This window comes from Rugamonas rubra (assembly GCF_900114705.1).
Classification (GTDB): Bacteria; Pseudomonadota; Gammaproteobacteria; order Burkholderiales; family Burkholderiaceae_D; genus Rugamonas; species Rugamonas rubra.
On the sequence record NZ_FOTW01000004.1, the window covers coordinates 523,758 to 550,426 of the forward strand.

Below are 26,669 nucleotides of genomic sequence, written 5' to 3' on the forward strand. Positions count from 1 at the left end.
GTGTGGGGGCCGGCGCGCGCCGGCCCGGACCTGGCTTACTTGTTAGCTACCTTACTTGCCTACCTTGCTTGGCTAGCCTATTTGCCCCAGCAGGCGCTCAGGCCGAAGGCGCTGTCCTTGCTGTCGACGCCGGCCATCGGCTTGTCGCTGATCAGCGTCACGCCGGTGTCGAGGTAGCCGCTGGCCTTCTTGCCGGTCTTGGCGTAGACCACGCCGGCGTCCACGCCCAGCCCGGCCATCTTCAGCGGGTACTGCTGCGCGGTGGCGGCGATCACGCCGGCCTTCAGGTCGCGCACGCCGGCGCAGCCGCCGTCGACCGAGACGATCATCACGCCCTTTTCCTTGCCGGCCGCCTTCAGCGCCTTGTAGGCGCCGGCCGCCGCCGGTTCGTTGATGGTGTAGACCAGGTTGATGTCGGGATTCTTTTGCAGGCAGTTCTCCATCGCCGTCTGGCCCTTGCCCTGGTCGCCGAAGCTGTCGGCCATGCAGACCACCTCGGCCGTCTTGGCCAGGCCGACGGTCTTGGCGGTGATGTCGGCCGCGCCGAAGCCGGCCAGGAAACCGTTGTGGCGCGACACGCCGACCGGGTGGCCGGGGAACAGGTCGAGCGTGGCGATCTTGGCCGGCTTGCCGCCCAGCGCCGCCTTGGCGTACTTGCCGATCAGCAGGCCGGCCTGGAAGTTGTCGGTGGCGAACAGCGCGTCGGTGGCGTCGATCGGGTCGGCCGGGCTGTCGAGGGCGATCACCATCACGCCCTGGGCGCGCGCCTTCTTGATGGCCGGCACGATGGCCTTCGAGTCGTTGGGGGTGATCAGGATGGCCTTGGCGCCGGCCGAGATCATGTTCTCGATGGCGCCGACCTGGCCGGCGTTGTCGCCGTCGGCCTTGCCGGCCGCCGTCAGCAGCTTGGCGCCCTGCAGCGTGGCGGCGCGCTGGGCGCCTTCCTTCATCTTGACGAAGAAGGGGTTGGTTTCGGTCTTGGTGATCAGGCCGACGACGGGCTGGTCGGCGGCGATGGCGCCGGCGGCGGCGAGGGATGCGAGCAAACCGAGGACGAGGTGGTGCCTTGCGTTCATACTTGTCTCCAAAAATTATTATGGGTGCGTCGTCTTGGCCGATCATATTGCCGGCGCTGATAGGAAATATAGGCTCGAATAATTAATAAATCAAGTTATTTTATTTAATCGTGCGGCAGGGAAACAGCGGCCTGTGCGGCGATTGACGGCGCCCGGCGCGGCGCGCTAAGCTGGACCGCAAGCCGGCAGCAGAGCCGGTCCCCAACCCCGTTTTCACCGGAGCGCCCTTGACCATCCCGCATTTGCCGGACCCGCAGTCCGATCCCCAGTTGGCCCCCTTGCTGGCGCTGCTGGCCGCGCGCGCCGTGCCCGGCCGCCGCTTCCTGCTCGGCCTGGTCGGCGCGCCCGGCGCCGGCAAATCGACCGTCGCCGAGCGCTTGGTGCAGAGCCTGCCCGGCCGCGCCGTGGTGGTGCCGATGGACGGCTACCACCTGGCCAACAGCGAGCTGGCGCGGCTGGGCCGGGCCGGCCGCAAGGGCGCGCCCGACACCTTCGACAGCGCCGGCTACGTCGCCCTGCTGGCCCGGCTGCGCCAACACGCGGCGGGCGAGACGGTGTACGCGCCGCAGTACCGGCGCGAGCTGGAGGAGGGCGTGGCCGGCGCCATCGCGGTGGCCGAGTCGGTCGAACTGGTCATCACCGAGGGCAACTATCTGCTGCTCGAGCAGGACCACTGGGGCGGCGTGCGGCCGCTGCTCGACGCCGTCTGCTACATCGACATCGAGCCGGACTTGCGCCGCCGTCGGCTGCTGGAACGCCACATGCGTTTCGGCCGCGACGAGGCCGACGCACGGGCCTGGATCGAGTCCACCGACGAGCCCAACGCGCGCCTGATCGAGCAGGGCCGCGCCCGCGCCGATCTGGTGCTGGGCTGATGCCGCAACAAGGTCAGCGCGGTGCCACGCGCCTTGGCCGGTTGCCAAGGCCGGCGCGATGGTGCAGACTCGCGCTTTTGTTGCAACCATCACACAGGGGCGCGCCAAGCGCGGCCCGGGAGCAGGACACATGCAGCACACACCACCATCGGCCGCAGTAGACCCCGAAGCGGGCGCCGCCGACCATCTGCGTCCGCGCGGCTCCAACCAGACCGGCCTGCGCCAGTTCAACGAGCGCGTGGTGCTGCAGGCCATGCGCCTGCACGGCGCGCTGCCCAAGGCCGAGCTGGCGCGCCTGACCGCGCTGAGCACGCAGACGGTGGCGCTGATCGTCGCCCGCCTCGAACAGGACGCGCTGGTGCACAAGCACGCCCCGCTGCGCGGCAAGATCGGCCAGCCCTCGGTGCCGATCGCCCTGAATCCGGACGGCGCCTTCTCCTTCGGCGTCAACATCGGCCGGCGCCGCCTCGACGTGCTGCTGATCGACTTCACCGGCGTGGTGCGCCAGCGCGCCTCGCTGGCCTACCGCTTCCCCGAGCAGGAGGTGGTGTTCCCCGCCATCGCCGCCGAGGTGGCGCGCATGCGCGCCGCGCTGCCGGCCGCGCTGCGCGCCCGCCTGCAGGGCGTCGGCGTGGCCGCGCCGCTGCAGCTGGACCGTTGGCACGCGCTGATGGGCACGCCGCCGGGCCAGGCCGGCTGCTGGGAGCGACAGGACATCGCCGCCCGCATCGCCGCCGACACCGGCCTGCCGGTGCGCTTCGCCAAGGACACGGCGGCCGCCTGCGTCGCCGAACTGGTGGCCGGGCGCGGCCGCAGCGTCAAGAGCTTCCTGTATTTGTTCGTCGACACCTTCATCGGCGGCGGCCTGGTGCTCGACAGCCAACTCTACGCCGGCCTGCACGGCAACGCCGGCGCGGTCGGCTCGCTACCGCTGGCGGTGGCCGGCGGCGCGGGCGAGCGCGCAGGGGATGGGGCAGGTGGTGGCGTCGGCCCCGGCGTTGGCCTTGCCGACGGCGCCGCTTCTGCAGATGGTGCCACTGGCGCCGGTGCTGCTGCTGGCACCGCCGCCGCGCAGCCGGCGCAGCTGCTCAGCGTGGCCTCGCTGCTCGGCCTGGAGCAGCGCTTCAGCCAAGCCGGCCTGGACCCCACCGCCGCCACCGACGAGCGCGCCATGCAGGCGCCTTGGCTGGAACACAGCGCGGTGTGGGCCGAGCAGGGCGGCGCCGCCATCGCGATGGCGCTGGCCAGCGCCAACTGCCTGCTCGACCTGGACGGCGCCATCGTCGACGGCTCCTGCAGCCGCGCCCTGCTCGAGCTGCTGCTCGAGGCGGTGACGGCGGCGCTGCGGCGCTACAACTGGGAGGGCGCGCGCTGTCCGCAGGTGCTGGCCGGCACCATCGGCGCCGACGCCCGCGCGCTGGGCGGCGCCCTGCTGCCGCTGTACGTCAACTTCGCCCCCGACCCCGAGGTGTTCCTCAAACTCGACGCCTGAATTCGGCGCACAATGGAAACATCAACCGTACCCGGCTGCAGAAACCGCGCTTGATCAGAACTCCTCCCACTCTTCGTTGCTGACCTTTTTCGCCGCCGCCCGCGCCGGCGCCGGCGGCGCAGTGCGCGCCGGCGCCGCCTTGCGCGTCAGCGCCAGCGCCGTGACCGGCGCGCGCGCCCGTGGCGGCGCGGCCGGCGCGATGGCGGCGCGGCGCGCCGGCGCGGCCACGGCGGCCGGCGCCGCCGACTGGTCGAGGCGGAACACGCTGACCACCTGCGCCTGGTGGGCGGCCTGCTCCTGCAGCGCCTCGGCGGCGGCGGCCGCCTGCTCGACCAGCGCGGCGTTCTGCTGGGTCACCGCGTCCATCTGGCCGATGGCCTGGTTGATCTGCTCGATGCCGGCGATCTGCTCGGCGCTGGCCGAGGAGATCTCCAGCATGATGTCGGTGACGCGGCGCACGCTGTCGACGATCTCGCCCATCGTCGTGCCGGCCTGCTCGACCAGCCGGCTGCCGGCCTCGACCTTGTCGACCGAGTCGTCGATCAGCCCCTTGATCTCCTTGGCCGCCGCCGCCGAGCGCTGCGCCAGGTTGCGCACCTCGGTGGCGACGACGGCGAAGCCGCGCCCCTGCTCGCCGGCCCGGGCCGCTTCGACCGCCGCGTTCAGCGCCAATATATTCGTCTGGAAGGCGATGCCGTCGATGACGGCGATGATGTCGACGATGTTGCGCGACGAGGTGTTGATCGAGCTCATCGTGTCGACCACCTGGGCCACCACCTCGCCGCCGCGCAGCGCCACCGCCGAGGCCGTCGCCGCCAGGGTGTTGGCCTGGCGCGCGTTGTCGGCGTTCTGCTTGACGGTGCCGGTCAGCTGCTCCATCGACGAGGCGGTCTCCTCCAGCGAGCTGGCCTGCTGCTCGGTGCGCGCCGACAGGTCGGCGTTGCCGCGCGCGATCTCGCCGCTGGCGGTGGCGATGGTGTCGGTGCCGCGCCGCACCTCGCCGACGATGCCCACCAGGCTGCTGTTCATCACCCCCAGCGCCGCCAGCAGCTGGCCCGTCTCGTCGCGCGAGTGGGCCTCGATGCGCCCGCTCAGGTCGCCGCCGGCGACGGTCTGGGCGATGCGCACGGCGTTCGCCAGCGGCGTGACGATGTTGCCGCTCAACAGCCAGGCCAGCACGCCGGCCAGCGCCACGGCGGCGGCGCCGCCGAACAGCATGGTGTTGGCGGTGCGGCCCTGCAGGGCCCGGGCCTCCTTGGCGCGCACCGCCAGCAGGCCCTCCTCGGCGTCGCTGATCTGGCCCGGCAGGGCGCGCATCTTGTCCATGCCGGCGCGGCCCTTGCCAGTCTTGGCGAAGGCCAGCACCGGCGCGACGTCGCCGTCGCCGGCCGCGCGGCGCAGCGCCAGCACCGGCTCGATCGCCTGGCCGAGCCAGGCGGCCTGGGCTTGTTCGAGTTGCGCCAGCCGCTCCTGCTGGGCCGGATTGTCCGAGGTCAGCGAGCGCGCCTTGTCGAGGTGGGTCTTGAAGCCGGCCATGCCCTGCTTGAGCGGCGCCAGCGCCGCCTCGTCGCCGGTCAGCGAATAGCCGCGCTCGCCGGTCTCGATGTTCATCAGGCTCTCCAGGATGGTCTGGGTTTCCGCCATCACCTGTTAGGTGTGGATGTTCCAGCCGTTGGCCTGCGACAGGCTGGTGAAATTGAGGTAGGAGCTGCCCAGCAGCGCCGCCATGATAAAGACGACGGCGCCGAAGCCGAGGTAGAGTTTGGCACGGATGCCAAGGTCGGAGAAGCGCATGGTGTAACTCCCTGATTGCGGTTTGAAAGCCGGATTGGTATAAATCAATTCAACGACTCTAGCACCTTCCCCCTCGGACAGACGCACGCCTTATTGCGTTGTGACGGAACCACATTCCGCGTCGCGGCAGCTACTTGAGCGCCTCCGGCCCGGGCGCGCACAGGCCCAGCAGCGCCTTCAGCGCGTAGATCACCAGCAGGGCGCCGGCCATGTCGCCGACCGCCATGACGGCGAAGCCGCGGCCCAGGTCGACCGCGTCGCCGTGCAGCCAGAACCACAGGTGGTGCATCAGCGGGCTGGCCACGCCGAAGATCGGCACGAGCATCAACAACCTTGTCGAACTGAGCTGGCGCAGCGAGTCCTGCATGCCGAACAGCGCCAGCGACAGGCGGTAGACCAGGTAGGGCGCGATGGCCGAGCTGACGCCGCCGGCCAGCGAGCGCAGCGGATCGTCCGGATACAGGTAGAAGAAGCAGATGACCCAGGAGCCGAGCATCACGCCGAGCGCGCCGGAAAAGCCGAACAGCAGCGGGCACAGCAGGCGGGCGCCGGCCGGCAGGTAGATCCAGCCGATGCCCCGGCTGAATTCGACGTGCGGAAAGGCGAGGTCCTGCAGCCGCGCCAGCAGGTAGTAGAACAGCGCCGAGGAGAGGATCAACAGGGCGTGCAGACGAATACGGGCCATGGGCGGTGCTCTTCGAATGGGACGGTCGGAACGCTTGCAATGGTTTAAAATCTATAGCAGTATACAAGCGACATGGACCACCAGTATAAGCTTCGATGAAAAAATCCACACGCCCGGCCGACATCTATCTGCGCTTCCTGCAACTGGCCGAGGCGCTGCGCGGATTGCCTTCGCTGCCCTCGCTCGACCCGCTCGAGGAGCGCATCCTGGCCATCATCGCGCGCGCCGGCCAGGAACAGCAGCGCCTGTCGGTGCGCGACATGATGGGCAAGAAGGAGCTCGGCTCGCCGGCCACGCTGCACAGCCGCTTGACGGCGATGCGCGAGAAGGGTTGGATCATGCTGTCCGACACCGAGGACACGCGGCGCAAGCAGATCGAGCTGACCCAGGCCGCGCTGCTGCACTTCGACAAGTTGTCGAACTGCCTGGTGCAGGCGGCGAAGGGGTGAAGCTGTTGTTTTTATGTTCTTGAAACCATAGCGATATGGTTCATCGATCAATGTTTTCGGCTTGGATGAGGACGAGGTGCGGATGATGGAAGCGAACGAGCAAGCCGGCCCCGACGCCGGCCGCGACGACCCGGTCGGCAGCGCCTACCGCCACTACCTGGCGGCGCTGCGCGCGCACAAGGAAAAGCAGGCGGCGCCGGCCGAATCGGCGCGCCAGTTGGGCGAGCCGGCGCGGGCGATGGCGGCGTCGGACGGCAAGCCCGGCGGCTAGCCCGGCGGCTAGCGCGCCGGCCGCCGGGGGCGGCGTATCGCTGTCCTGCATGTGTTCCTTGGCGCGCGCACAGCCGCACAGGTTTGCCTACATCAGGATGACGTCGTACTGCTCCTGGTGGTAGGCGGTCTCGACCTGCAGCGAGATCTTCTTGCCGATGAAGTCGCCCAGCATCGCCAGGTGCTGCGACTCCTCCTCGAGGAACATGTCGACCACCTCCTGCGAGGCGAGGATGCGGAACTCGCGCGGGTTGAACTGCTTGGCCTCGCGCAGCAGCTCGCGCAGGATCTCGTAGCAGATGGTGCGCGAGGTCTTCACCTGGCCCTTGCCGGCGCAGGCCGGGCAGGGCTCGCAGAGGATGTGGGCGAGCGACTCGCGGGTGCGCTTGCGCGTCATCTCGACCAGGCCGAGCGCCGAGAAGTTGCTCACCGAGACCTTGGTGCGGTCGCGCGACAGCGTCTTCTTCAGCTCGAGCAGCACGGCGTTGCGGTGCTCGGCGTTGTCCATGTCGATGAAGTCGAGGATGATGATGCCGCCCAGGTTGCGCAGGCGCAGCTGGCGGGCGATGGCGTGGGCCGCCTCCAGGTTGGTCTTGAAGATGGTGTCGGCGAAGTTGCGCCCGCCGACGAAGCCGCCGGTGTTGACGTCGATGGTGGTCATCGCCTCTGTCTGGTCGACGATCAAATAGCCGCCCGACTTGAGGTCGACGCGCCGGCCCAGCGCGCGCAAAATCTCCTCCTCGACGCCGTACAGGTCGAACAGCGGCCGCTCGCCGGTGTAGTGCTGCAGGCGCGGCAGCACGCTCGGCGTGTAGGTCTTGGCGAACTCGGACAGGTTGATGAAGTTCTCGCGCGAGTCGACCTGGATGCTCGCCGTTTCTTCATGCACGAAGTCGCGCAGCACGCGCTGCGCCAGGCTCAAGTCCTGGTGCAGCAGGGTGGTGGCCGGCTTGGTGCGGGCGCCGTTGCCGATGCTCGCCCAGGTTTTGCGCAGGTACTCGACGTCGGCGCCGATGTCCGAGTCGGAGGCGTCCTCGGCCTGGGTGCGCACGATGTAGCCGCCCTTCTCGTCGGCCGGCAGCAGGCCCTGCAGACGGCCGCGCAGGGCCTCGCGCTCGGACTCCTTCTCGATCTTCTGCGAGATGCCGATGTGCGAATCCTGCGGCAGGTAGACCAGCATGCGGCCGGCGATCGAGATCTGCGTCGACAGGCGCGCGCCCTTGGTGCCGATCGGGTCCTTGATCACCTGCACCGTCAGCACCTGGCCGTCGAACAGGATCTTCTCGATCGGCGTGGGGGCGGCGTTCTGGCCGTCGTGCGGGCGGGCCTCCCAGATGTCGGCGACGTGCAGGAAGGCGGCGCGCTCGAGGCCGATGTCGATGAAGGCCGACTGCATGCCGGGCAGCACGCGCACGACCTTGCCGGAGTAGACGTTGCCGGCCAGGCCGCGCGTCAGGGTGCGCTCGATGTGCAGCTCCTGCACCGCGCCCTGCATGATGAGGGCGACCCGGGTTTCCTGCGGGGTGATGTTGATCAGTATGTCTTCGTTCATGTGTCTCGTTTGCCTGCTGTTGGGTGGGGGAGGCGAACGACGATCATACACGGGCTTATGGCAATGGCAAACCGGCTTGGCGCAGCAATTGCGCCGTTTCGTACAGCGGCAGGCCCATGATGCCGGAATGGCTGCCCTCGATGTGCTCGATGAAGGCCGCCGCCGGCCCCTGGATGCCGTAGCCGCCGGCCTTGTCGTAGGGCTCCAGGGTGGCGCAGTAGGCGGCGATGGCGGCCGCCGACAGCACGCCGAAGCGCACGTTGGAGACCTGGGTGATCTGGCCGCTGAACTCGGCGTGCTGGACGGCGACGGCGGTCAGCACCTGGTGGGTGCGGCCGGACAGCTGCTCGAGCATGGCGACGGCCTCGGCGCGGTCGGCCGGCTTGCCGAGGATGGCGCCGTCGATGGTGACGGTGGTGTCGGCGGTGAGCACGGTGCGCGGCCGCAGGTGGCGGCGCTGCACCAGGTTCCAGGCGAAGGCGGCCTTCTCGCGCGCGACCCGCTCGACATAGGCGGCCGGCGCCTCGGCGGCCAGCACCTCCTCGGTGACGTCGGCGCCGCGCGGGCCGTCGCTGCGCAGCAGCAGGAGTTCGAAATCGATGCCGATCTGGCGCAGCAGTTCGCGCCGGCGCGGGCTTTTGGAGGCGAGGTAGATCGTCTTGTCGATGGGTTTCATCGTAGGAGTGTAGTGCCAAGTTGCCGCAAGGGCAAGTCGGACGGGGCGCGGGGGCCTCCCGTGTCGCGGAGAAACCCCAGCGGCGCACCGTAGGGTCAGACCCTGAGGGTCTGACCCTGTATTCGGCCCGCGCCTTAGACGCGGTGGTAGGGGTGGTTCTGGGTGATCGACCAGGCGCGGTAGAGCTGCTCGGCCAGCATCACCCGCACCACGCCGTGCGGCAGGGTCATGCTGGAGATGCGGATCAAGCCCTCGGCGCGCGCCTTCAGCTCGGGGTCGAGGCCGTCGGCGCCGCCGATCAGGAAGGCCGTGTCGCGGCCGTCCTGTTGCCAGTTTTCCAGCTGCTGCGACAGGCCGACCGAGGTCAGGTCCTTGCCGCGCTCGTCGAGCGCGATGATGCGCACCGACTTGGGCAGCGCCGCCTCGATGCGCTCACGTTCGAGCGCCATGGCGGTGGCGGCGGTCTTGCTGCCGGAACGGTCGACCGGCTTGATTTCCTTCAGCACGATGCGTAGTTCCGGCGGCATGCGCTTGGCATACTCGGCGAAGCCCGTCTCTATCCAGGCCGGCATTTTGTGGCCGACCGCGACGATAAGGAGCTGCATCGAGCCTTACTCGGCGACTTTTTTGATGCGCTTGATGACCGTCTTGGCCGGCGCCTCGGCGGCGACTTTCGGCGCCTTCGGTGCTTTCGGCTTCGGTGGCAGCGCCTTCAAGGCGGCGGCCGCGGCGGTGGCGCTCTTGGTCGAGGCGACCTTGACGACTTTGCCGACAGGGGTGGCGGCTTTTTTGGCGGCCGGCTTCTTGGCGGCGGTGGTGGCGGCTTTCTTGGCCGGCGCTTTCTTCTCTTTCTTCTCGATCACCGGGCTGGCCGACACTGCCGCCTTCGAGGCAGCCAAGTGGCCGCTGGTCTTCTTCGGTTCCACGTCGCCCTCGGCCTTTTTGGCACGCTTCTCGGCGCCCAGTTTGACCGGCTTGTCGCCCCAGATTTCTTCCAGGCGGTAGTAGGCGCGGATTGGTGCTTGCATGATGTGGACGATCATGTCGCCCAAGTCGACCAGCACCCATTCACCGGTGTCCTCGCCTTCCATGCCGTAGACTTCGCCGCCGGCGGCCTTGATCTTGTCGCGGACGGAGGCGGCCAGCGCCTTGGTTTGGCGGTTCGAGGTGCCGGAGGCGATGGCGATCCGGTCGAACAGGCTGGTCAGGTGGACGGTGTCGAATACGACGATGTCTTGCGCTTTGACGTCTTCGAGGGCGTCAACGACGAGGGTTTGCAGTTTTTTGATGTCCATTTAGCTTTTGTATAGATTATGTTGTTCAATATAGTCTAGCACTAGCGGCGCGATAAGCGAGTTTGCCTTATCCCCCCGTTGTAATGCCGCACGTATTTGGGTGGCGGAGATATCCACCGCGAAGTCTTGTGCCAGATAAGTCAGACCGTGCGGCGTGTTGCGGATTTGTTCAATACTGTTTAGTCGGGTGGAAAACTCGGCGGCCACGGCGGCCGGCAGCCCGGCCTTGGCCAGCTCGAAACCGGGCCGCGCGGCGACGCCGATGTGCGCGTAGTCGAACAGCCGGCGCCAGTCGTGCCAGGTGTCGAGCCGTTGCAGCTGGTCGGCGCCGACGACGAACACCAGCGAGGCCTGCGGCCCCAGTTCGGCGCGCAGCGCGCGCAGCGTGTCGATGGTGTAGCTGGGCGCGCCGTTGGCGCTGCGTTCAATTTCCTGCGTGTCGATCACGACCGGCACGGCCAGCTCGGCGAAGGCCAGGCGCGCCATCTCGGCGCGTTGTTCCGGCGTGGCCTGCACGCTGTCTTTTTGCCATTGGCGGCCGACCGGGATCACACGCAGCTGGGTCGCCTGCAGCAGTGCTGCGAAGTGGGCGCCGAGGCTGACATGACCGTGGTGGACCGGATCGAAACTGCCTCCCAGCAGCACGACGCATGGCCTCACGTGGTGAGCCAGTCGCGCGGCGGCAGGAAGTCGGTGTACAGCGCCGCCTCGAGCGTGCCGTCCTCCGGCTGCCATTCGTAGCGCCATTTGACGATCGGCGGCATCGACATCATGATCGCCTCGGTGCGGCCGGCGCCCGACTGCAGGCCGAACAGCGTGCCGCGGTCGAAGATCAGGTTGAACTCGACGTAGCGGCCGCGCCGGTAGGCCTGGAAGTCGCGTTCGCGCTCGCCGTAGGGCGTGTCCTTGCGCCGTGCCAGCACCGGCAGGTAGGCGTCGAGGAAGCCGTCGCCGACGCTGCGCACCATGGCGAAGCTTTGCTCGAAGCCGGCGGCGTTGTAGTCGTCGAAGAAGATGCCGCCGATGCCGCGCGCCTCGCGCCGGTGCTTCAGGTAGAAGTACTCGTCGCACCATTTTTTGTAGCGCGGGTGCAGCTCGTCGCCGAACGGCGCCAGCGCGTCGCGGCAGACGCGGTGGAAGTGGGTGGCGTCCTCGGCGTAGCCGTAGTAGGGCGTCAGGTCCATGCCGCCGCCGAACCAGCACACCGGCGTGCCGTCGGCCGTGCTGGTGGAGAAGAAGCGCACGTTCATGTGCACCGTCGGCGCGTGCGGGTTGCGCGGATGCAGCACCAGCGACACGCCCATCGCCTCCCACGGCCGGCCGGCCAGCTCGGGCCGGTGCGCCGAGGCGGACGGCGGCAGCGCCGGGCCGGTGACGTGCGAGAAGTTGACGCCGCCGCGCTCGATCACGTTGCCTTCTTCGACCAGGCGGGTGATGCCGCCGCCGCCGCCCGGGCGCTCCCATTCGTCGCGCAGGAAGGCCTTGCCGTCCAGCGACTCAAGCGCCTGGACGATACGGGATTGCAGCTCAAGCAGATAGGCTTTGACGGCGGGAGGATTGGGGGAAAACGACATTGTGCGGCGCAAAACAAAAAGTAAGGGTCGATTGTACCCTGTTGCGCGTTTTTGTGATAGCTGCGAATGGGGGAGGGGGGCGGAGCGTCAAATCAGCCGAGGGCGCAGCACCAGGGTCAGACCCTAGGGTCTGACCCTAGGGTCCTCGATTGCCGCCGGCGGGTTTGCCGCGGGCGCTTAGTGCTTCAGGCCGCGCCAGCCGATGTCGCGGCGGCACTGCATGCCCTCGAAGGCGATCTGGTCGACCGTCTCGTAGGCCTGCTTCTGCGCCATCTTGACGCTGTCGCCCAGGCCGACCACGCACAGCACGCGGCCGCCGCTGACCTGCAACTGGCCGTCGACCTCGACGGTGCCGGCGTGGAAGGTGACCGACTCGGCCGTTTCGGCCGGGATGCCGTCGATCACGGCGCCCTTCAGCGGCGCGTCCGGATAGCCTTCGGCGGCCAGCACCACGCCGACGGCGGTGCGGCGGTCCCATTCCAGCTCGACGGCGTCGAGCGTGCCGTTGACGGCGTGCTCCATCACCGTCAGCAGGTCGGTCTTCAGGCGCGCCATGATCGGCTGCGTCTCCGGGTCGCCCATGCGGCAGTTGAACTCCAGCGTGCGCGGCGTGCCCTTGTCGTCGATCATCAGGCCGGCGTAGAGGAAGCCGGTGAAGGGGATGCCGTCCTTGGCCATGCCGGCGATGGTCGGGTCGATGATCTCGCGCATCACGCGGGCGTGCATGGCCGGCGTGACGATGGGCGCCGGCGAATAGGCGCCCATGCCGCCGGTGTTCGGTCCCTGGTCGTGGTCCTTCAGGCGCTTGTGGTCCTGGCTGGTGGCCAGCGGCAGGATGTTCTTGCCGTCGCACATGACGATGAAGCTGGCCTCCTCGCCGGCGAGGAATTCCTCGATGACGATGCGGGCGCCGGCGTCGCCGAAGCGGTTGTCGGCCAGCATGTCGTCGACCGCCTGGTGCGCCTCGTCGAGCGACATGGCGACCACCACGCCCTTGCCGGCGGCCAGGCCGTCGGCCTTGATGACGATGGGCGCGCCCATCGCGGCTATGTAGGCGTGCGCCGGGGCGACCTCGGAGAAGGTCTGGTAGCGCGCCGTCGGAATGCCGTGGCGCTGCATGAAGGCCTTGGCGAAGTCCTTCGACGACTCCAACTGGGCCGCTTCCTTGGTCGGGCCGAACACCTTCAGGCCGCGCGAGCGGAACAGGTTGACGATGCCGCCGGCCAGCGGCGTTTCCGGGCCGACCACGGTCAGGCCGATGTGCTCGCGCTCGACGAAGGTGGCCAGCTCGTGCAGGTCGGTGATGTTGACGTTGACCAGGCGCGAATCACGCGCGGTGCCGCCGTTGCCTGGGGCGACATACACCATCTGGATGCGCTCGGACTGCGCCAATTTCCATGCCAGCGCGTGTTCGCGGCCGCCGGAGCCGACTACCAAAATTTTCATAGGACCGTTCGTTCAAAAGGAGAGCGGAAAACGGCGGCCTCGCGGCCGCCGTCCAAGGGAGAGCTAGGGCCGATCAGTCTTCGATCAGCGCGTTCGAATAGATTTCCTGCACGTCGTCGAGGTTTTCCAGGGCGTCCAGCAGCTTTTGCATCTTGACGGCGTCGTCGCCGGTGAACACGGTCTCGGTGGCGGGCTTCATGATGATCTCGGCCACCTCGGCCTTGAAGCCGGCCGCGTCGAGCGCGTCCTTGACGCCGGCGAAGTCGTTGGGTGGGCACAACACCTCGAAGCCGCCCTCGTCGTCGGCCACCACGTCCTCGGCGCCCGCTTCGAGCGCCGCTTCCATCAGCGCGTCCTCGTTGACACCGGGCGCGAACAGCAGCTGGCCGCAGTGTTTGAACATGAAGGACACCGAGTTCTCCGCGCCCATGTTGCCGCCGTGCTTGTTGAAGGCGTGGCGCACCTCGGCCACCGTGCGCACCCGGTTGTCGGTCATGCAGTCGACGATGATGGCGGCGCCGCCGATGCCGTAGCCCTCGTAGCGCACCTCCTCGTAGGCGGCGCCGTCCTCGCCGCCGGTGCCGCGGCTGACCGCGCGCGACACGTTGTCCTTCGGCATGTTGGCGTCGGCCGCCTTGTCGACCGCCAGGCGCAGGCGCGGGTTGGTGGCGATGTCGCCGCCACCCATGCGCGCGGCCACGGTGATCTCCTTGATCAGGCGCGTCCAGATTTTTCCACGTTTAGCGTCCGTTGCGGCCTTTTTGTGCTTGATATTGGCCCATTTGCTGTGTCCAGCCATGTTCGATCTTCCTTCGGCGGTGTGTCGGTGAGGCCGGTATTTTAGCATACCGGCAGGGGCGGAACCGCGCCCGCCGGCCTCTTTCGCCGCGCCGCGACAACGGCCGCGCTGCGCCGCAGCAAAGCTCGCGCTGCGCCGCAGCAATAGAGGAAAGACTCAATTTCTTGTAGGCAAGCTGTCATCTGGCGGTGCTAGGATCACCTTTTGGCAATATTTCCTCGGGAGACAGCAAGATGGACAGAAGGCAGTTTTTGAAATACAGCGGCTTCATCACCGTGTCGACCGCCACCACCGGCCTGGCCGGATGTGGCGGTGGCAGCACCCAGGTCGACCCGGCGTTGCCGCCGGCCGCTGGCGCCAACTGGACCTTCCCGCAGAGTATCGCCTCGGGCGACCCGCGCGCCGACAGCGTGATGCTGTGGACGCGCGCGCTGCCGGCCGGCGCCGATCCGGTCGGCCAGGCGCCTAGCGCCGCCGACGTCGGCCTGCGCGTGCTGGTCACCGCCGCCGACAACGCCGCCGCGCTGGGCAGCAACGCCGCGCTGAGCGGCACCATGGTGGTCGACACCACGCTGGCCCTCAAGTCCGCCTTCGACAACACCGTGCGCCACAAGGTCACCGGCCTGAACGCCAACACCGTCTACTACTACCAGTTCGTCGCCGGCGACGTGCGCTCCAACGTCGGCCGCTGCAAGACCGCGCCGGCGGCCGACGCCGACGTCGCCCAGCTGCAGTTCGCCTACCTGACCTGCCAGGACTGGAGCGTCAACCACTGGGGCGCGCTGGCCAACATCGCCGCCACCGAAAAGCTCGACTTCATCGTCCACCTGGGCGACTACATCTACGAGACGGTCGGCGAGGACTTCCAGAGCGGCGCCGTGGAGAGCCGCCACGACAAGCTCAAGCTGCCCGACGGCACCTTCAAGAACGGCAGCTCCGGCGCGCGCTACGCCACCACGCTGGCCGACTACCGCTACCTGTACAAGAAATACCGCACCGACAGCCGCCTGCAGGCGGTGCACGAGCGCTTCGCCTTCATCGCCATCTGGGACGACCACGAGTTCTCCGACGACTGCTGGCAGGACGCCGAGACCTACGAGGGCAGCTTCAACGCCGACGGCAGCGACCTGCACCAGCCGCAGCGCCGGCGCAGCGCCAACCAGGCCTGGTTCGAGTACATGCCGGCCGATGTCAGCTTCGACGCGGCCAGCGACAGCGTGCAGAACATCAAGATCTACCGCGACTTCCAGTTCGGTAAGCTGATGCAGCTGGTGATGACCGACGAGCGCCTGTACCGCTCCGACCACGCCATCCCCGAGGCGGCGATCAACCCGGCCACCGGCAAGCCGCTGGGCAGCCTGGGCGCGCGCTACATGGTGCCGCAGGACGTGCTGGCCGGCGCCGAGGCGAAGAAGATGGCCGGCGGCGCCAGCATCGGCGCCGACCCGCTGAGCATTGTCGGCATCCTCGGCACCACCCAGCGCGCCTGGTGGAAGGACAAGATGAAGTCCGCCACCAGCACCTGGAAGCTGTGGGGTAACGAGGTCTCGCTGCTGCGCATGGGCCTGAACGGCAGCGACGCCATCGCCACGCTGCTGGCGCTGAACTCCATCGCCACCCTGGCCGGCAAGGTCGGCAGCACCGCCGCCGCCGTCGGCGGCAACGTGCCGGTGGCCGCCGCCCTGGTCGCCGGCGTCACCGCCGGCGCCAGCAGCACCGTGGCGCAGGCCGCCGCCGGCGCCATCGCCGGCGCCGCCGCCACCACCGCCGCGCGTGCCGCCGCCGCCGTCGGCGCCGGTTTGAGCGCGGCCCAGGCCGGCATCGCCGCCGCCACCTTCGGCGCCGCTGCCGCCGCCACCGGCGCCGAGGCGCAGGCCACCGCCGCCGCTCAGACCATCGCCTTCGGCTGGATCAAGCCGGACATCCAGGCCAACAAGGCCGCCTCGGCCTTCGTCGTGGCCTCCGGCAAGCAGGCCGCGCTGGCGCCGTTCTTCACCCGCTTCCTGCTCAACTGCGACCAGTGGGACGGCTTCAACGCCGAGCGCAAGGACTTGATGGCCCACCTGAAGAGCAACAACGTGGCCAACGTGGTGGCGCTGACCGGCGACATCCACTCCTTCTTCGCCGGCACCGTCAACGACGACTTCGACGCCGCCGGCGGCGGCACGCCGGTGATGGTCGACCTGGTCTCGGCCGGCGTCAGCTCGGACTCCTTCTACACCTACATCAAGTCGGCCGCCGACAGCCTGGGCGACATCGCCGCCCTGGTCACCTACCCGCTGCCGATCCCGGTGCCGGGCGTGGGCACCTTGACCCTGCCGCTGAACCTGCTCGACTACACCATGGGCAAGGCGGCGCCGACCGTCGACACGCTGGCAGAACAGATCCGCGTGCAACTGCGCGGCATGCTGGGCGCGGCCGGTCTGCCGGAGGCGCAGCTCGACCCGACCGTGGCCGCCGTGCTGGCCGGCCTGAAGGCCAACAGCGCCTTCAGCGTCACCCTGCTGGGTCTGGCGCAGCAGTTGGCCTCGCTGGGCAACAACCCGTGGCTCAAGCACCTGAACACCGACGCCCAGGGCTACACCGTGGTCACGCTGACCCCGGGCAAGCTGGTGGCGCAGTTCAAGCAGGTCAACAAGCTGGTCGGCGGCAACGCGCCGAGCAACGTGGTGGCCCGTGTCACCACCGCCACCGTCGAGGCTGGCAAGGCGGCGGTAACTGTCGCCTAAGACGTAGGCCGGCCGGAGAAAACCCAGCGGTGCGCATTGAGGGTCAGACCCTAGGGTCTGACCCTGGCTGACCCTGGCTCTCTGCCGCTGGTGTTGTTGTATCCGCCTGCGCCTAAACTTGGCGTCCAATGGCCGGCCCTGGTTCCACCGCCACGGCCGGCCTTTCCGCGTTGCAAGCCCGTCCCGAGCGGCCTGCGCCGTTTGCCCTTACAATCTGGGCATGGAAAAAAGCTTATCGCACGCCCCGCAGGGCGCCCACGCGCGCCGCGCCTATCTCGGCGGGCTGCTGCTGGCCATTGGCGGAGCCGTGCTGTTCTCCACCAAGGCGGTGGTGGCCAAGCTGCTGTACCGCTACCACATCGACGCGGTCACCCTGATCGCCTTCCGCATGCTGTTCTCGCTGCCGGTGTTCGCCGCCGTCGCCGTTTGGCAGATGCGCAGCGGGCCGCCGCTCAGCGTGTCCGACCGCTGGCGCCTGGTCGGCATGGGCCTGATCGGCTACTACCTGTCGAGCTTCCTCGACTTCCTCGGCCTGCAATACATCTCGGTCGGCCTGGAGCGGCTGATCTTGTTCCTCACGCCCACCTTCGTGCTGCTGATGACCACCGTCTTCCTGCGCCGCCACATCAGCCGCAAGCAGTGGCTGGCGCTGCTGATCTCCTACTGCGGCATCGTGCTGGTGTTCCTGCACGACCTGAAGGGCGGCGCCAGCAACGTGGCGCTCGGCTCGATGCTGGTGCTCGGCTCGGCCGCCTCCTACGCCGTCTACCTGCTGCTGTCGGGCGAAATGGTCAAGCGCCTCGGCGCGCTGCGCCTGGTGGCCTACGCCATGTGCGTCTCCAGCGTCGCCTGCATCGCCCAGTTCTTCCTGCTGCGCCCGGCTTCCCTGCTGATCCAGCCGGCGCCGGTGTACTGGCTGTCGCTGGTCAACGGCATCCTGTGCACGGTGATGCCGGTGTTCATGACCATGATCGCCGTGGCCCGCATCGGCGCCGGCACCGCCTCGCAGGCCGGCATGATCGGCCCGGTGTCGACCCTGTTCCTCGGCGCGCTGGTCCTCGGCGAGAGCATCACGCCGTGGCAGCTGGCCGGCACCTCGCTGGTGCTGGCGGGGATCTACCAGTTGTCGAAGAATAAATAGTTTAGCTCGTTTTCTTTTCACCCATCACCACGGAAGCCGCCATGACCACCCGCATAGCCCTGATCGCCCACGACAAGAAAAAAGACGACATGATCGCCCTGGCCGGCGAGTACCTCGATTTCCTGCGCAGCTGCAGCCTGACCGCCACCGGCACCACCGGCGGCCGCCTCGCCAACGAGCTGGGCCTGAAGGTCGAGCGCAAGCACTCCGGCCCCTTCGGCGGCGATTTGCAGATCGGCTCGCTGCTGGTCGAGGGCCGCATCGACTGCGTGATCTTCCTGCGCGACCCGATGACGCCGCAGCCGCACGAGCCGGACATCAACGCCCTGGTGCGCGCCTGCGACGTGCACAACATCCCCTGCGCCACCAACATGACCTCGGCCCACCTGGTGCTGTCGCAGCTACAGCTGCGCGCCGCCCAGCAGTCCGTCGCGCCGCTGTAAAACGCGTTAGACTTTACGCGGCGGCCGCGCCGCCGCGCCGCCCACGCAGATCGCCACACAGGAGTGAACATGACAAAAGTAGTCCGCATGAACCGCGTCGGCGGTCCCGAGGTGATGGAACTGGTCGAGGTGGCGCTGGGCGCGCCGGGGCCGGGCGAGGCGCAGGTGCGCCACGAGGCCATCGGCCTCAACTACATCGACGTCTACTTCCGCACAGGCCTGTATCCGCAGCCGCTGCCGGCCGGCCTGGGCCTGGAGGGCGCCGGCGTGGTTGAGGCGGTGGGCGAGGGCGTCAGCCACGTCAAGGTGGGCGACCGCGTCGCCTACGCCGGCCGGCCCAACGGCGCCTACGCGCAGGCGCGCAACATGCCGGCCGACGTGCTGCTGGTGCTGCCCGACTCGATCGGCTTCGAGACCGGCGCGGCGATGATGCTGCAAGGGCTGACGGTGCAGTATCTGTTCCACCGCACGGTGGCGCTGAAGGCCGGCGACACGGTGCTGTTCCACGCCGCCGCCGGCGGTGTCGGCCTGATCGCCTGCCAGTGGGCCAAGGTGATGGGCGTGACCTTGATCGGCACGGTCGGTTCGGACGAGAAGGGCGCGCTGGCGCTGGCGCACGGCGCCAGCCACGTCATCAACTACAACAAGGAGAACTTCGTCGAGCGGGTGCGCGAGCTCACCGGCGGCAAGGGCGTCTCGGTGGTCTACGACTCGATCGGCAAGGACACCTTCACCGGCTCGCTGGACTGCCTGGCGCCGCTGGGCATGATGGTCAGCTTCGGCAACGCCTCCGGCCCGGTGCCCGAGTTCAGCCTGCAGGAGCTGGCCTCGCGCGGCTCGCTGTTCATCACCCGGCCTTCCTTGATGAGCTATATGGCCAAGCGCGAGGACCTGGAGGCGTCGGCCAAGTCGCTGTTCGGCGTGGTGGCCAGCGGCGAAGTCAAGATCGAGGTGCGCCAGCGCTATAATCTGGACCAGGTGGCGCTCGCCCATACCGAACTGGAGGCGCGCAAGACCACCGGCTCGTCCATTTTGCTGCCTTGATCCGCCCACCAGAGAAACCGCCATCGCCATGACCGACCACACCGACAGCAGCACCCCATCCGCCAAGCCGGCGGCGCCCGACGACGGCTCGCCCAAGTTCGGCCGCCTGCTGATCGTGCTGGTGCTGGCGGTGGCGCTGATCGGCGTGATCACGCTGACGGCCGAGGCCTACTACTCCTAGCCGACGGCCGCGGACATGAAAAAACGCGCCTAGGCGCGTTTTTTTTGTTACCCCGCAAAGCGCGGCGGCCGGGGACGGACCCCGTACGGGGTCCGTCCCCTTGGGTTGCGGGGTGGGGGTTTAAGCCGCCGGCACCGGTGCGCTTGGGCTGGCCGGCGCTGCCGCGCCGTCGTCGCCAGCCTGCGGTGCTATCTTCAGGTCGACCCGGCGCGGCACGCCGCTCTGGCCGGGGAAGCCGGTGAAGGCGCTCTGCACCAGCGCCGGCATGACGTGCGGCGTGGCCTGCACGCGGCTGGAGTTGGTGACGGTGACGTCGAACAGCTTGCGGCCGTCGCGGCCGTTGATGGTCACGCGCAGCAGGCGCTCGTAGTTGTGCTTGACCACTTCCTCCACCTCGTAGGCGTTGTAGCGCCACGGGTCGTAGTAGAACGGCCGGTAGCCGTAGCGGTAGAAGCCGTAGCGGCTGTACGGCCAGACCGGGCCGGCCCAGAACGGGTCGTTGGCCTGCAACACGCGCACCGGCACGTCGGTGGTGGAGAAGTGCATGCCGACGCGCAGGCCGGCGCTGGCCGGGTCGTTGGTCTGGCGGAAGCCCAGCTTGGCCATCTCGTTGCTCACGAGCACTTGATAGCTGTGGTATTCGAGGGTGTCCTCGGCCGTCGGCGGCGTCTCGAACACATAGGATTTGTCCTGTGGTGCGGCCGGCCAGTCGTTGAAGGCGGTGACGTTGCTGCGGATGGTGGTGGCGCAGCCGCTCAGCAGCAGGCTGGCGGCGGCCACCAGGATGGCCAGATATTTCATGATATTGCTCTCCGATCAGTGACGAATCAGTGACGATGATGGGTAAAACCCAGTTTACGACGATGCATAGGCACCCGCTTGATTATTACAGATTGTTACGGCGGGCGGGAAACTAGCAACTTCGCAGAAACTCGCCCCGGCGCGCGGCGCAAAACGCCCGTCGCCGGCCGTTGAAGTTGGTAAAATAGCCCTTTGTCTTCGTCCCCCTCCCGAGCCCCTATGCGCACCGACAGCAGCCCCCAGACGATTTTCCGCAAAGACTACCTTCCGCCCAGCTACCTGGTCGACACCGTCGAGCTCGGCTTCGACCTCGACCCGGCCCGCACCATCGTCGCCAGCCGCGTCACGCTGCGCCACAACCCGGCCAGCAAGAGCCGCGACATCGTGCTGCACGGCGAGGCGCTCGAGCTGGTCCAACTGCGCCTGAACGGCAAGACGCTGCGGCCCGGCCAGTACGAGTTGAGCGGCAGCACGCTGACCATCCGCAAGGCGCCGCTGGCGGTGGTGCTGGAGATCGAGACGCTGACGGCGCCGGTGAAGAACACCACGCTGTCGGGCCTGTACGTATCGAACGGCAACTTCTTCACCCAGTGCGAGGCCGAGGGCTTCCGCCGCATCACCTACTTCCCCGACCGTCCCGACGTGATGGCCAAGTACACCGTGATGCTGCGCGCCGACAAGGCGCTGTACCCGGTGCTGTTGTCCAACGGCAACCTGATCGAACAGGGCGAGCTGGGCGACGGCCGCCACTACGCCAAGTGGGAGGACCCGTTCAAGAAGCCGTCCTACCTGTTCGCCCTGGTGGCGGCGCGCCTGGTCTGCCAGGAGGAGCGCTACACGCTGCAGTCGGGCCGCGAGGTGTTGTTGCAGGTGTGGGTGGAGGAGGGCAACCTCGACAAGACCGACTACGCCATGCAGTCGCTCAAGAACAGCATCCGCTGGGACGAGCAGCGCTTCGGCCTGGAGCTGGACCTGGACCGCTTCATGATCGTCGCCGTCGGCGACTTCAACATGGGCGCGATGGAGAACAAGGGCCTGAACATCTTCAACACCAAGTTCGTGCTGGCCAATTCGCGCGTCGCCACCGACATTGACTACGCCGGCATCGAGGCGGTGGTCGGCCACGAGTACTTCCACAACTGGACCGGCAACCGCGTCACCTGCCGCGACTGGTTCCAGCTGTCGCTGAAGGAAGGCCTGACGGTGTTCCGCGACCAGGAGTTTTCCGCCGACATGATCGGCACCGACAGCGGCCGCGCCGTCACCCGCATCGACCAGGTGCGCACCCTGCGCCAGGCCCAGTTCCCCGAGGACGCCGGCCCGATGGCGCACCCGGTGCGGCCCGACTCCTTCGTCGAGATCAACAACTTCTACACCGTGACGATCTATGAAAAGGGCGCCGAGGTGGTGCGCATGTACCAGACCCTGCTGGGCCGCGACGGCTTCCGCAAGGGCATGGACCTGTACTTCGAGCGCCACGACGGCCAGGCCGTCGAATGCGACGACTTCCGCGCCGCCATGGCCGACGCCAACGGCCGCGACCTGGGCCAGTTCGAGCGCTGGTACAGCCAGGCCGGCACGCCGGTGGTGCGCGCCGAGACCAACTACGACGCCATCGCCCGCACCTTCGACATCACGCTGCGCCAGCACTGCCCGGCCTCGGCCGGCCAGGAGCACAAGCTGCCCTTCCACATCCCGGTGGCCGTCGGCCTGCTCGGCGCCGACGGGCGCGACCTGGCGCTGAGCACCGACGCCAAGGACCGCCAGGGCCAGGCCACGGTGGTGCTGGAGCTGACCGGCGAGGAGCAGACCTTCCGCTTCCACGACATCGCCGAGCGGCCGACGCCGTCCATCCTGCGCGACTTCTCCGCCCCGGTGGTGCTGGAGTACGACTACACCGACGCCGAGCTGCTGCACCTGTTCAGCCACGACAGCGACCCGGTCAACCGCTGGGAGGCCGGCCAGCGCCTGGCCATGGAACGCCTGCTCAAGCTGACCACCGCCGTCGCCACCGGCAAGCCGCTGGCGCTGGACGCCACCTTCATCGCCGCCCAGCGCGCGCTGCTGGTCGACGAAACGCTCGACCCGGCCTTCCGCGAGCTGGCGTTGATTCTGCCGTCCGAGACCATCATCGCCGAGCAGATGGAAGTGGTCGAGCCACAGGCCATCCACAGCGCGCGCCAGTTCATGCGCCGCACCCTGGCCGCCGCCCTCAAGCCCGAGCTGCTGGCGCAGTACCACGCCAACCAGACGCCCGGCGCCTACAGCCCGGACGCCCTGTCGGCCGGCAAGCGCGCGCTGAAGAACCTGGCCCTGTCCTACCTGCTGATCGCGCCGCAGGAGGCCGAGCTGGCGCTGGCGCGGCAGCAGTTCGCCGAGGCCGGCAACATGACCGACCGCGCCGCCGCGCTGGTCGCGCTGATCCACAGCGGCGCCGAGGTCGGCGAACACCTGCACAGCTTCTACCAGGACTTCGAGCACGAGGCGCTGGTGGTCGACAAGTGGTTCGCCATGCAGGCGGCCGCGCCGGGCACCGACGTGGCCGCCGTGCGCAAGTTGATGGAGCACCCGGCCTTCACCTTGAAGAACCCGAACCGGGCGCGCAGCCTGATCTTCAACTTCACCAACGGCAACCCGTCGCAGTTCCACGCCGCCGACGGCAGCGCCTACGAGTTCTGGGCCGAGCACGTCATCAAATTGGACGCGCTGAACCCGCAGGTGGCGGCCCGTCTGGCGCGCAGCATGGACCGCTGGCGCCGCTACACGCCGGCCCTGCAGGCGCACATGCAGCGCGCGCTGGAACGCGTGGCCGCGCACGCCCGACTGTCCAACGACGTGCTGGAAGTGGTCAGCAAGGCGCTGGCCGGCGCCCGGTAAGATAAACTACGTCCATTCAGCAACCCCAATCAACCAAGGGAATACATGAAACGCATCAGCCTCACGCAATATCTGGTCGAAGAACAACGCACCAACAACACGATCCCGGCCGAACTGCGCCTGTTGATCGAAGTGGTGGCGCGCGCCTGCAAAACCATCAGCCACTCGGTGGGCAAGGGCGCGCTGGGCGACATCCTCGGCAGCGCCCACACGGAAAACATCCAGGGCGAAGTGCAGAAGAAGCTGGACGTGATCTCCAACGAGATCCTGCTCGAGGCCAACGAATGGGGCGGCCACCTGGCGGCCATGGCGTCGGAAGAGATGGAATCGATCCATCCGATCCCGAACCGCTATCCAAAAGGCGAATACATGCTGCTGTTCGACCCATTGGACGGCTCCTCCAACATCGACGTCAACGTCTCCATCGGCACCATCTTCTCGGTGCTGAAGGCGCCCGACGGCATGGGCCAGCCGACCGAGGCCGACTTCATGCAGGCCGGCACCAAGCAGGTCGCCGCCGGCTACGCCGTGTACGGCCCGCAGACCATGCTGGTGCTGACCACCGGCAACGGCGTCAACTGCTTCACGCTGGACCGCGAGATGGGCTCCTGGGTGCTGACCCAGCGCGACATCAAGATCCCGGCCACCACCAAGGAGTTCGCCATCAACATGTCGAACATGCGCCACTGGCACCCGCCGGTCACGCGCTACGTCAACGAGCTGCTGGCCGGCGACACCGGCCCGCGCGGCACCAATTTCAACATGCGCTGGATCGCCTCGATGGTGGCCGACGTGCACCGCATCCTGAACCGTGGCGGCATCTTCATGTACCCGGCCGACACGCGCGACACCAGCATGCCGGGTAAGCTGCGTTTGATGTACGAGGCCAACCCGATGGCCTTCATCGTCGAGCAGGCCGGCGGCGCCGCCACCGACGGCGTCAACCGCATCATGGACATCCAACCGCACAAGCTGCACCAGCGCGTACCGGTGTTCCTCGGCTCGCGCGACGAGGTGGCGGTGGTGACCGGCTACCACCAGGCTTGAGGCAAGCTCGACGGCGTCCGAATGCAATGACAATTTGTCAGCTTGACGAAAAATAATTGCGTCCGGACTAGCCAGTGTCGAGTTTTTCTTGTTAGAATATGCGACTTCGCCGCTTTAGCTCAGTTGGTAGAGCAGTTCATTCGTAATGAAAAGGTCGCCAGTTCGATTCCGGCAAGCGGCACCAGGAATTTGCAGTGGGATCAAAGGGTTACATGCTTCGGCGTGTAGCCCTTTTGTCTTTTCTGGGAGAAATTTTTCTGCTCGGTATGCTTCCGAACGCCCCAGGGCTTGATGGTTGTTGCAACCTTGGGTCTTATGCTTGTCAATTTAGTCGTTCGCATCCAGAACAGCCCCTGTTTTTGATTGGAAATCTGTCCCTGGGCACGCTGGTAGGTGAGCATCTTTTGCTGCTGCAAAACGAGTGCTGCATGTACCGCTGGCAGAATCGAAACTGACACTACAAGTTGGATATTTGGTATGATGTAATGCGCTAGTTCGGCGCGAGAACGGCGTTCGAAGACAGAAAGGAGACCGTGATGACTAATCCAATGGACTCCCTGTACGCACGTTTGGGCAGAAAAGGCGTGACGAAAGCGTTTGCTCGTCGCCTGCTTCCTGATTGGTGGGACGACTCTCTGGCGGCCACCCCTAGTGCCTTACTACAAGCCCAGCTTATCATCTCCTCAGGGATGAATTTCGAACTGCGCTCGCTGCGGGATGCATCTGCTCAAATTGAGTTTAAGGCAGCGCGGCGCAAGTTTAAATTCAGCAAGGCCGTTGATGAGCCCAGCATTCAACTTAGCGCTGAGTATGCCACTGGCATTGCCAAGTTGGCCGTTCAAGCAGTTCCATCCGCCTATATCCCACCGCCACCAAGCGCATTGGATATTCGAAATGCGCTGTTGCTGAATCATAAGTGTATTGATTTGTCCGCGTTGTTGGATTATTGCAACCGCATAGGTGTTCCAGTACTTCACATGCCTGAGTTACCGGGAAAAAAAATGGATGCCGTAGCAATTCGGCATCATGGGCGCAGTGCCATTGTTCTTTGCACTAAAAAAGCGGCTCCATATTTACTGTTTCATCTTGCGCATGAAATCGGACATATTGCATTAGGACATTTGGGAAGTGACGATGGCACGCTTATAGATGCTGCTATTACTAGCAATACGGCAGACGCTGATGAGCGTGCGGCGGATTCCTTTGCTGTTCAGCTATTAAATGGAAGTGACATTCGCTACTCGTCTGGCGGAAAATATGTCACTGCGGCTAAGTTGGCCAACGCAGCCATCACTTATGGCCAGAAAAACAAGATTGATCCCGGTCATATCATTCTAAATTTCGCTCATGCCGCAGAAATTTTCGCGCTGGCGAACGCTGCTCTTAAGCTGCTCCCCGCCACTGCGACGGACACCAGCGTAGTCAATAATAATTTGCTCGCACATATAGACCAAGATTCCCTGTCTGATGACCAAGCATCTTTGCTGACTAAGGCCCTTGCGGCACACGCTTGAATATCGAGACAAAATGATTGTTTTGTCAGATAACAATATTCTCTTTAAGCTTGCCCACTGCGACCTTTTTGACGAGTTCCTGGCATACATACAGCTTCCAGTGAAATCAATTGCAATTCTTCATACCTGCATTTTTAAGATGAGGAAGACGTTAAGGAACAATCCTGAGGTTCTGGCTAGATTGGAAAGGTTTTGCCAGTTAGTAACTATTATCACTCATGACGAAGTGGATATCGATGTCCTCGAAGCCATAATGGAAACTGGTGCTGACGCCGGCGAGGCTATCCTTGCGGCAACGGTGGCTATGACACCCGGCGCTTATCTTATTACTGGAGATAAGCGGGTCGTTAGAGCACTAAATACGATGGCTGATGGACCGATAAAATCCGCGCTAGCTGGACGAGTCCTCTGTTTTGAAGAGCTCGTCATTGGTTTGATGCATAACAGCGATTTTTCGGAATTATCGATAAAGCTAACTGCCGGCAGCGCATGTGATGGCGTTCTCCGGAATGCTTTTGGCCCAGGGCGGACAGAAGAGCACGCCCTAGCCTGTCTCTATTCATATGCGGATGAATTGCGTACCGCCTGCCCAACCTTACTTACGCCACGCCCTGTAGCAAGGTAAGTGGCTCATCGCCGCACTCAAGCGGCCAGCGCGCAACCAGCTAAAGCCCGAGGAGATGCGCTCAAGTTTGAGCGCGTCACGGCAGCGATTGGCTAGGTCCACTGTCTGTCTGAACTACCCAGCTTTTGGATGATATGCCGCCCAGCCATCGTATGCGCGGTCGATTCCAGTACATGCGGGAAAATCCCGCATGTAGCCTCAGCAGCGGAGAGCACCGGCAGCGATATGGGATTTCCTGCATTAGTCCTGAATGTTCGGGAGTGACCGGGGGCCGGAGCCTTTGG

25 protein-coding genes, 1 tRNA gene and 1 pseudogene are annotated in these 26,669 nt (G+C 66.5%); 14 read left to right on the plus strand and 13 right to left on the minus strand.

All coding sequences use genetic code 11. The annotated features are described in order from the left end of the window. Positions 1-77: 77 nt before the first annotated feature. Positions 78-1,076, minus strand: a complete 999-nt coding sequence (locus BM252_RS02370; protein WP_093383076.1) for a sugar ABC transporter substrate-binding protein — start codon at positions 1,074-1,076, stop codon at positions 78-80. 233 nt (positions 1,077-1,309) lie between these two features. On the opposite strand from BM252_RS02370, the gene BM252_RS02375 reads away from it, so the two are divergent. Beyond that, positions 1,310-1,951, plus strand: coding sequence for a nucleoside/nucleotide kinase family protein (locus BM252_RS02375; protein WP_093383299.1), 642 nt, complete (start codon positions 1,310-1,312; stop codon positions 1,949-1,951). A 130-nt stretch (positions 1,952-2,081) separates the two neighbouring features. Then, positions 2,082-3,443 carry an ROK family protein gene (locus BM252_RS02380; RefSeq protein WP_093383079.1) on the plus strand — a complete coding sequence of 454 codons (1,362 nt, stop codon included), beginning with the start codon at positions 2,082-2,084 and terminating at the stop codon, positions 3,441-3,443. Between the two features lie 54 nt (positions 3,444-3,497). Here BM252_RS02380 and BM252_RS02385 read toward each other — a convergent pair. Next, positions 3,498-5,237, minus strand: a pseudogene (locus BM252_RS02385) (methyl-accepting chemotaxis protein). Positions 5,238-5,367: 130 nt separating this feature from the next. After that, entirely contained in the window at positions 5,368-5,922 is a 555-nt protein-coding gene (locus BM252_RS02390) for a hypothetical protein (protein ID WP_245774046.1), read from the minus strand. Between the two features lie 95 nt (positions 5,923-6,017). Between BM252_RS02390 and BM252_RS02395 the strand changes: the two genes are divergently transcribed. Together BM252_RS02395 and BM252_RS02400 are read left to right on the plus strand one after the other, a co-directional pair. Next, positions 6,018-6,371, plus strand: coding sequence for a MarR family transcriptional regulator (locus tag BM252_RS02395; protein WP_093383082.1), 354 nt, complete (start codon positions 6,018-6,020; stop codon positions 6,369-6,371). Between the two features lie 82 nt (positions 6,372-6,453). Further along, on the plus strand, positions 6,454-6,642 hold the full coding sequence (locus BM252_RS02400; RefSeq protein WP_093383085.1) for a hypothetical protein: 189 nt from the start codon (positions 6,454-6,456) through the stop codon (positions 6,640-6,642). Between the two features lie 87 nt (positions 6,643-6,729). On the opposite strand, the gene rng is transcribed toward BM252_RS02400, so the two are convergent. The 8 genes from rng to BM252_RS02440 form a co-directional block, all read right to left on the minus strand. After that, a complete protein-coding gene (gene rng / locus BM252_RS02405; protein ID WP_093383088.1) occupies positions 6,730-8,193 on the minus strand; it encodes a ribonuclease G in 1,464 nt (487 codons plus the stop codon). 55 nt (positions 8,194-8,248) lie between these two features. Next, the gene (locus BM252_RS02410) at positions 8,249-8,869 is read right to left on the minus strand and encodes a Maf family protein (protein WP_093383091.1); all 621 of its coding nucleotides are present in this window, start codon (positions 8,867-8,869) and stop codon (positions 8,249-8,251) included. Positions 8,870-9,003: 134 nt separating this feature from the next. Beyond that, entirely contained in the window at positions 9,004-9,474 is a 471-nt protein-coding gene (rlmH, locus tag BM252_RS02415; protein WP_093383094.1) for a 23S rRNA (pseudouridine(1915)-N(3))-methyltransferase RlmH, read from the minus strand. Positions 9,475-9,480: 6 nt separating this feature from the next. Beyond that, the gene (gene rsfS / locus BM252_RS02420; protein ID WP_093383097.1) at positions 9,481-10,164 is read right to left on the minus strand and encodes a ribosome silencing factor; all 684 of its coding nucleotides are present in this window, start codon (positions 10,162-10,164) and stop codon (positions 9,481-9,483) included. Further along, positions 10,165-10,824 carry a nicotinate-nucleotide adenylyltransferase gene (locus BM252_RS02425; RefSeq protein ID WP_245774047.1) on the minus strand — a complete coding sequence of 220 codons (660 nt, stop codon included), beginning with the start codon at positions 10,822-10,824 and terminating at the stop codon, positions 10,165-10,167. Then, on the minus strand, positions 10,821-11,738 hold the full coding sequence (hemF, locus tag BM252_RS02430) for an oxygen-dependent coproporphyrinogen oxidase (RefSeq protein ID WP_093383102.1): 918 nt from the start codon (positions 11,736-11,738) through the stop codon (positions 10,821-10,823). The genes BM252_RS02425 and hemF overlap by 4 nt, the downstream gene beginning before the upstream one ends. A 177-nt stretch (positions 11,739-11,915) precedes the next feature. After that, positions 11,916-13,184, minus strand: a complete 1,269-nt coding sequence (gene purD, locus BM252_RS02435) for a phosphoribosylamine--glycine ligase (protein WP_093383105.1) — start codon at positions 13,182-13,184, stop codon at positions 11,916-11,918. Positions 13,185-13,257: 73 nt separating this feature from the next. Then, on the minus strand, positions 13,258-13,983 hold the full coding sequence (locus tag BM252_RS02440) for a YebC/PmpR family DNA-binding transcriptional regulator (RefSeq protein WP_093383108.1): 726 nt from the start codon (positions 13,981-13,983) through the stop codon (positions 13,258-13,260). A gap of 233 nt (positions 13,984-14,216) precedes the next feature. On the opposite strand from BM252_RS02440, the gene BM252_RS02445 reads away from it, so the two are divergent. The 5 genes from BM252_RS02445 to BM252_RS30850 all read left to right on the plus strand — a co-directional run bounded on the left by BM252_RS02445 (position 14,217) and on the right by BM252_RS30850 (position 19,521). Then, positions 14,217-16,712 carry an alkaline phosphatase D family protein gene (locus tag BM252_RS02445; RefSeq protein ID WP_093383111.1) on the plus strand — a complete coding sequence of 832 codons (2,496 nt, stop codon included), beginning with the start codon at positions 14,217-14,219 and terminating at the stop codon, positions 16,710-16,712. A gap of 220 nt (positions 16,713-16,932) precedes the next feature. Then, the gene (locus BM252_RS02450; RefSeq protein ID WP_093383113.1) at positions 16,933-17,853 is read left to right on the plus strand and encodes a DMT family transporter; all 921 of its coding nucleotides are present in this window, start codon (positions 16,933-16,935) and stop codon (positions 17,851-17,853) included. A gap of 41 nt (positions 17,854-17,894) precedes the next feature. Beyond that, a complete protein-coding gene (locus BM252_RS02455) occupies positions 17,895-18,296 on the plus strand; it encodes a methylglyoxal synthase (protein ID WP_093383116.1) in 402 nt (133 codons plus the stop codon). Between the two features lie 69 nt (positions 18,297-18,365). Continuing rightward, entirely contained in the window at positions 18,366-19,340 is a 975-nt protein-coding gene (locus BM252_RS02460) for a quinone oxidoreductase family protein (protein WP_093383119.1), read from the plus strand. 28 nt (positions 19,341-19,368) lie between these two features. Then, positions 19,369-19,521: a hypothetical protein gene (locus BM252_RS30850; RefSeq protein ID WP_174900388.1), complete on the plus strand. Its 153-nt coding sequence runs from the start codon at positions 19,369-19,371 to the stop codon at positions 19,519-19,521. 120 nt (positions 19,522-19,641) lie between these two features. On the opposite strand, the gene BM252_RS02465 is transcribed toward BM252_RS30850, so the two are convergent. Continuing rightward, a complete protein-coding gene (locus BM252_RS02465; RefSeq protein ID WP_093383122.1) occupies positions 19,642-20,322 on the minus strand; it encodes a DUF4136 domain-containing protein in 681 nt (226 codons plus the stop codon). Between the two features lie 219 nt (positions 20,323-20,541). Between BM252_RS02465 and pepN the strand changes: the two genes are divergently transcribed. The 3 genes from pepN (at position 20,542) to BM252_RS02480 (ending at position 24,430) form a co-directional block, all read left to right on the plus strand. Then, entirely contained in the window at positions 20,542-23,199 is a 2,658-nt protein-coding gene (gene pepN / locus BM252_RS02470; protein ID WP_093383125.1) for an aminopeptidase N, read from the plus strand. Between the two features lie 45 nt (positions 23,200-23,244). Then, the gene (locus BM252_RS02475) at positions 23,245-24,246 is read left to right on the plus strand and encodes a class 1 fructose-bisphosphatase (protein WP_093383128.1); all 1,002 of its coding nucleotides are present in this window, start codon (positions 23,245-23,247) and stop codon (positions 24,244-24,246) included. A 108-nt stretch (positions 24,247-24,354) separates the two neighbouring features. After that, a tRNA-Thr gene (locus BM252_RS02480) sits at positions 24,355-24,430 on the plus strand. Positions 24,431-24,446: 16 nt separating this feature from the next. On the opposite strand, the gene BM252_RS29860 is transcribed toward BM252_RS02480, so the two are convergent. Next, complete coding sequence (locus BM252_RS29860) at positions 24,447-24,647, minus strand: hypothetical protein (RefSeq protein ID WP_139236244.1); 201 nt, start codon at positions 24,645-24,647, stop codon at positions 24,447-24,449. Between the two features lie 135 nt (positions 24,648-24,782). On the opposite strand from BM252_RS29860, the gene BM252_RS02485 reads away from it, so the two are divergent. Both BM252_RS02485 and BM252_RS29865 read left to right on the plus strand, forming a co-directional pair. Next, entirely contained in the window at positions 24,783-25,760 is a 978-nt protein-coding gene (locus tag BM252_RS02485; RefSeq protein WP_093383130.1) for an ImmA/IrrE family metallo-endopeptidase, read from the plus strand. A gap of 13 nt (positions 25,761-25,773) precedes the next feature. Next, complete coding sequence (locus BM252_RS29865; RefSeq protein ID WP_139236245.1) at positions 25,774-26,385, plus strand: hypothetical protein; 612 nt, start codon at positions 25,774-25,776, stop codon at positions 26,383-26,385. The last annotated feature ends 284 nt before the right edge of the window (positions 26,386-26,669 follow it).

What these genes read in the sequence shown, in the direction of transcription:
- BM252_RS30850 (WP_174900388.1), top strand. Translation starts at nt 19,369, where the DNA reads ATGACCGACCACACCGACAGCAGCACCCCATCCGCCAAGCCGGCGGCG.
- rsfS (WP_093383097.1), bottom strand. Translation starts at nt 10,164, where the DNA reads ATGGACATCAAAAAACTGCAAACCCTCGTCGTTGACGCCCTCGAAGAC.
- BM252_RS02380 (WP_093383079.1), top strand. Translation starts at nt 2,082, where the DNA reads ATGCAGCACACACCACCATCGGCCGCAGTAGACCCCGAAGCGGGCGCC.
- BM252_RS02395 (WP_093383082.1), top strand. Translation starts at nt 6,018, where the DNA reads ATGAAAAAATCCACACGCCCGGCCGACATCTATCTGCGCTTCCTGCAA.
- purD (WP_093383105.1), bottom strand. Translation starts at nt 13,184, where the DNA reads ATGAAAATTTTGGTAGTCGGCTCCGGCGGCCGCGAACACGCGCTGGCA.
- BM252_RS02485 (WP_093383130.1), top strand. Translation starts at nt 24,783, where the DNA reads ATGACTAATCCAATGGACTCCCTGTACGCACGTTTGGGCAGAAAAGGC.
- BM252_RS02440 (WP_093383108.1), bottom strand. Translation starts at nt 13,983, where the DNA reads ATGGCTGGACACAGCAAATGGGCCAATATCAAGCACAAAAAGGCCGCA.
- BM252_RS02445 (WP_093383111.1), top strand. Translation starts at nt 14,217, where the DNA reads ATGGACAGAAGGCAGTTTTTGAAATACAGCGGCTTCATCACCGTGTCG.
- BM252_RS02390 (WP_245774046.1), bottom strand. Translation starts at nt 5,922, where the DNA reads ATGGCCCGTATTCGTCTGCACGCCCTGTTGATCCTCTCCTCGGCGCTG.
- BM252_RS02455 (WP_093383116.1), top strand. Translation starts at nt 17,895, where the DNA reads ATGACCACCCGCATAGCCCTGATCGCCCACGACAAGAAAAAAGACGAC.
- BM252_RS02475 (WP_093383128.1), top strand. Translation starts at nt 23,245, where the DNA reads ATGAAACGCATCAGCCTCACGCAATATCTGGTCGAAGAACAACGCACC.
- BM252_RS02370 (WP_093383076.1), bottom strand. Translation starts at nt 1,076, where the DNA reads ATGAACGCAAGGCACCACCTCGTCCTCGGTTTGCTCGCATCCCTCGCC.
- BM252_RS29860 (WP_139236244.1), bottom strand. Translation starts at nt 24,647, where the DNA reads ATGCTCACCTACCAGCGTGCCCAGGGACAGATTTCCAATCAAAAACAG.
- BM252_RS29865 (WP_139236245.1), top strand. Translation starts at nt 25,774, where the DNA reads ATGATTGTTTTGTCAGATAACAATATTCTCTTTAAGCTTGCCCACTGC.
- rlmH (WP_093383094.1), bottom strand. Translation starts at nt 9,474, where the DNA reads ATGCAGCTCCTTATCGTCGCGGTCGGCCACAAAATGCCGGCCTGGATA.
- BM252_RS02450 (WP_093383113.1), top strand. Translation starts at nt 16,933, where the DNA reads ATGGAAAAAAGCTTATCGCACGCCCCGCAGGGCGCCCACGCGCGCCGC.
- rng (WP_093383088.1), bottom strand. Translation starts at nt 8,193, where the DNA reads ATGAACGAAGACATACTGATCAACATCACCCCGCAGGAAACCCGGGTC.
- hemF (WP_093383102.1), bottom strand. Translation starts at nt 11,738, where the DNA reads ATGTCGTTTTCCCCCAATCCTCCCGCCGTCAAAGCCTATCTGCTTGAG.
- BM252_RS02465 (WP_093383122.1), bottom strand. Translation starts at nt 20,322, where the DNA reads ATGAAATATCTGGCCATCCTGGTGGCCGCCGCCAGCCTGCTGCTGAGC.
- BM252_RS02410 (WP_093383091.1), bottom strand. Translation starts at nt 8,869, where the DNA reads ATGAAACCCATCGACAAGACGATCTACCTCGCCTCCAAAAGCCCGCGC.
- pepN (WP_093383125.1), top strand. Translation starts at nt 20,542, where the DNA reads ATGCGCACCGACAGCAGCCCCCAGACGATTTTCCGCAAAGACTACCTT.
- BM252_RS02400 (WP_093383085.1), top strand. Translation starts at nt 6,454, where the DNA reads ATGATGGAAGCGAACGAGCAAGCCGGCCCCGACGCCGGCCGCGACGAC.
- BM252_RS02460 (WP_093383119.1), top strand. Translation starts at nt 18,366, where the DNA reads ATGACAAAAGTAGTCCGCATGAACCGCGTCGGCGGTCCCGAGGTGATG.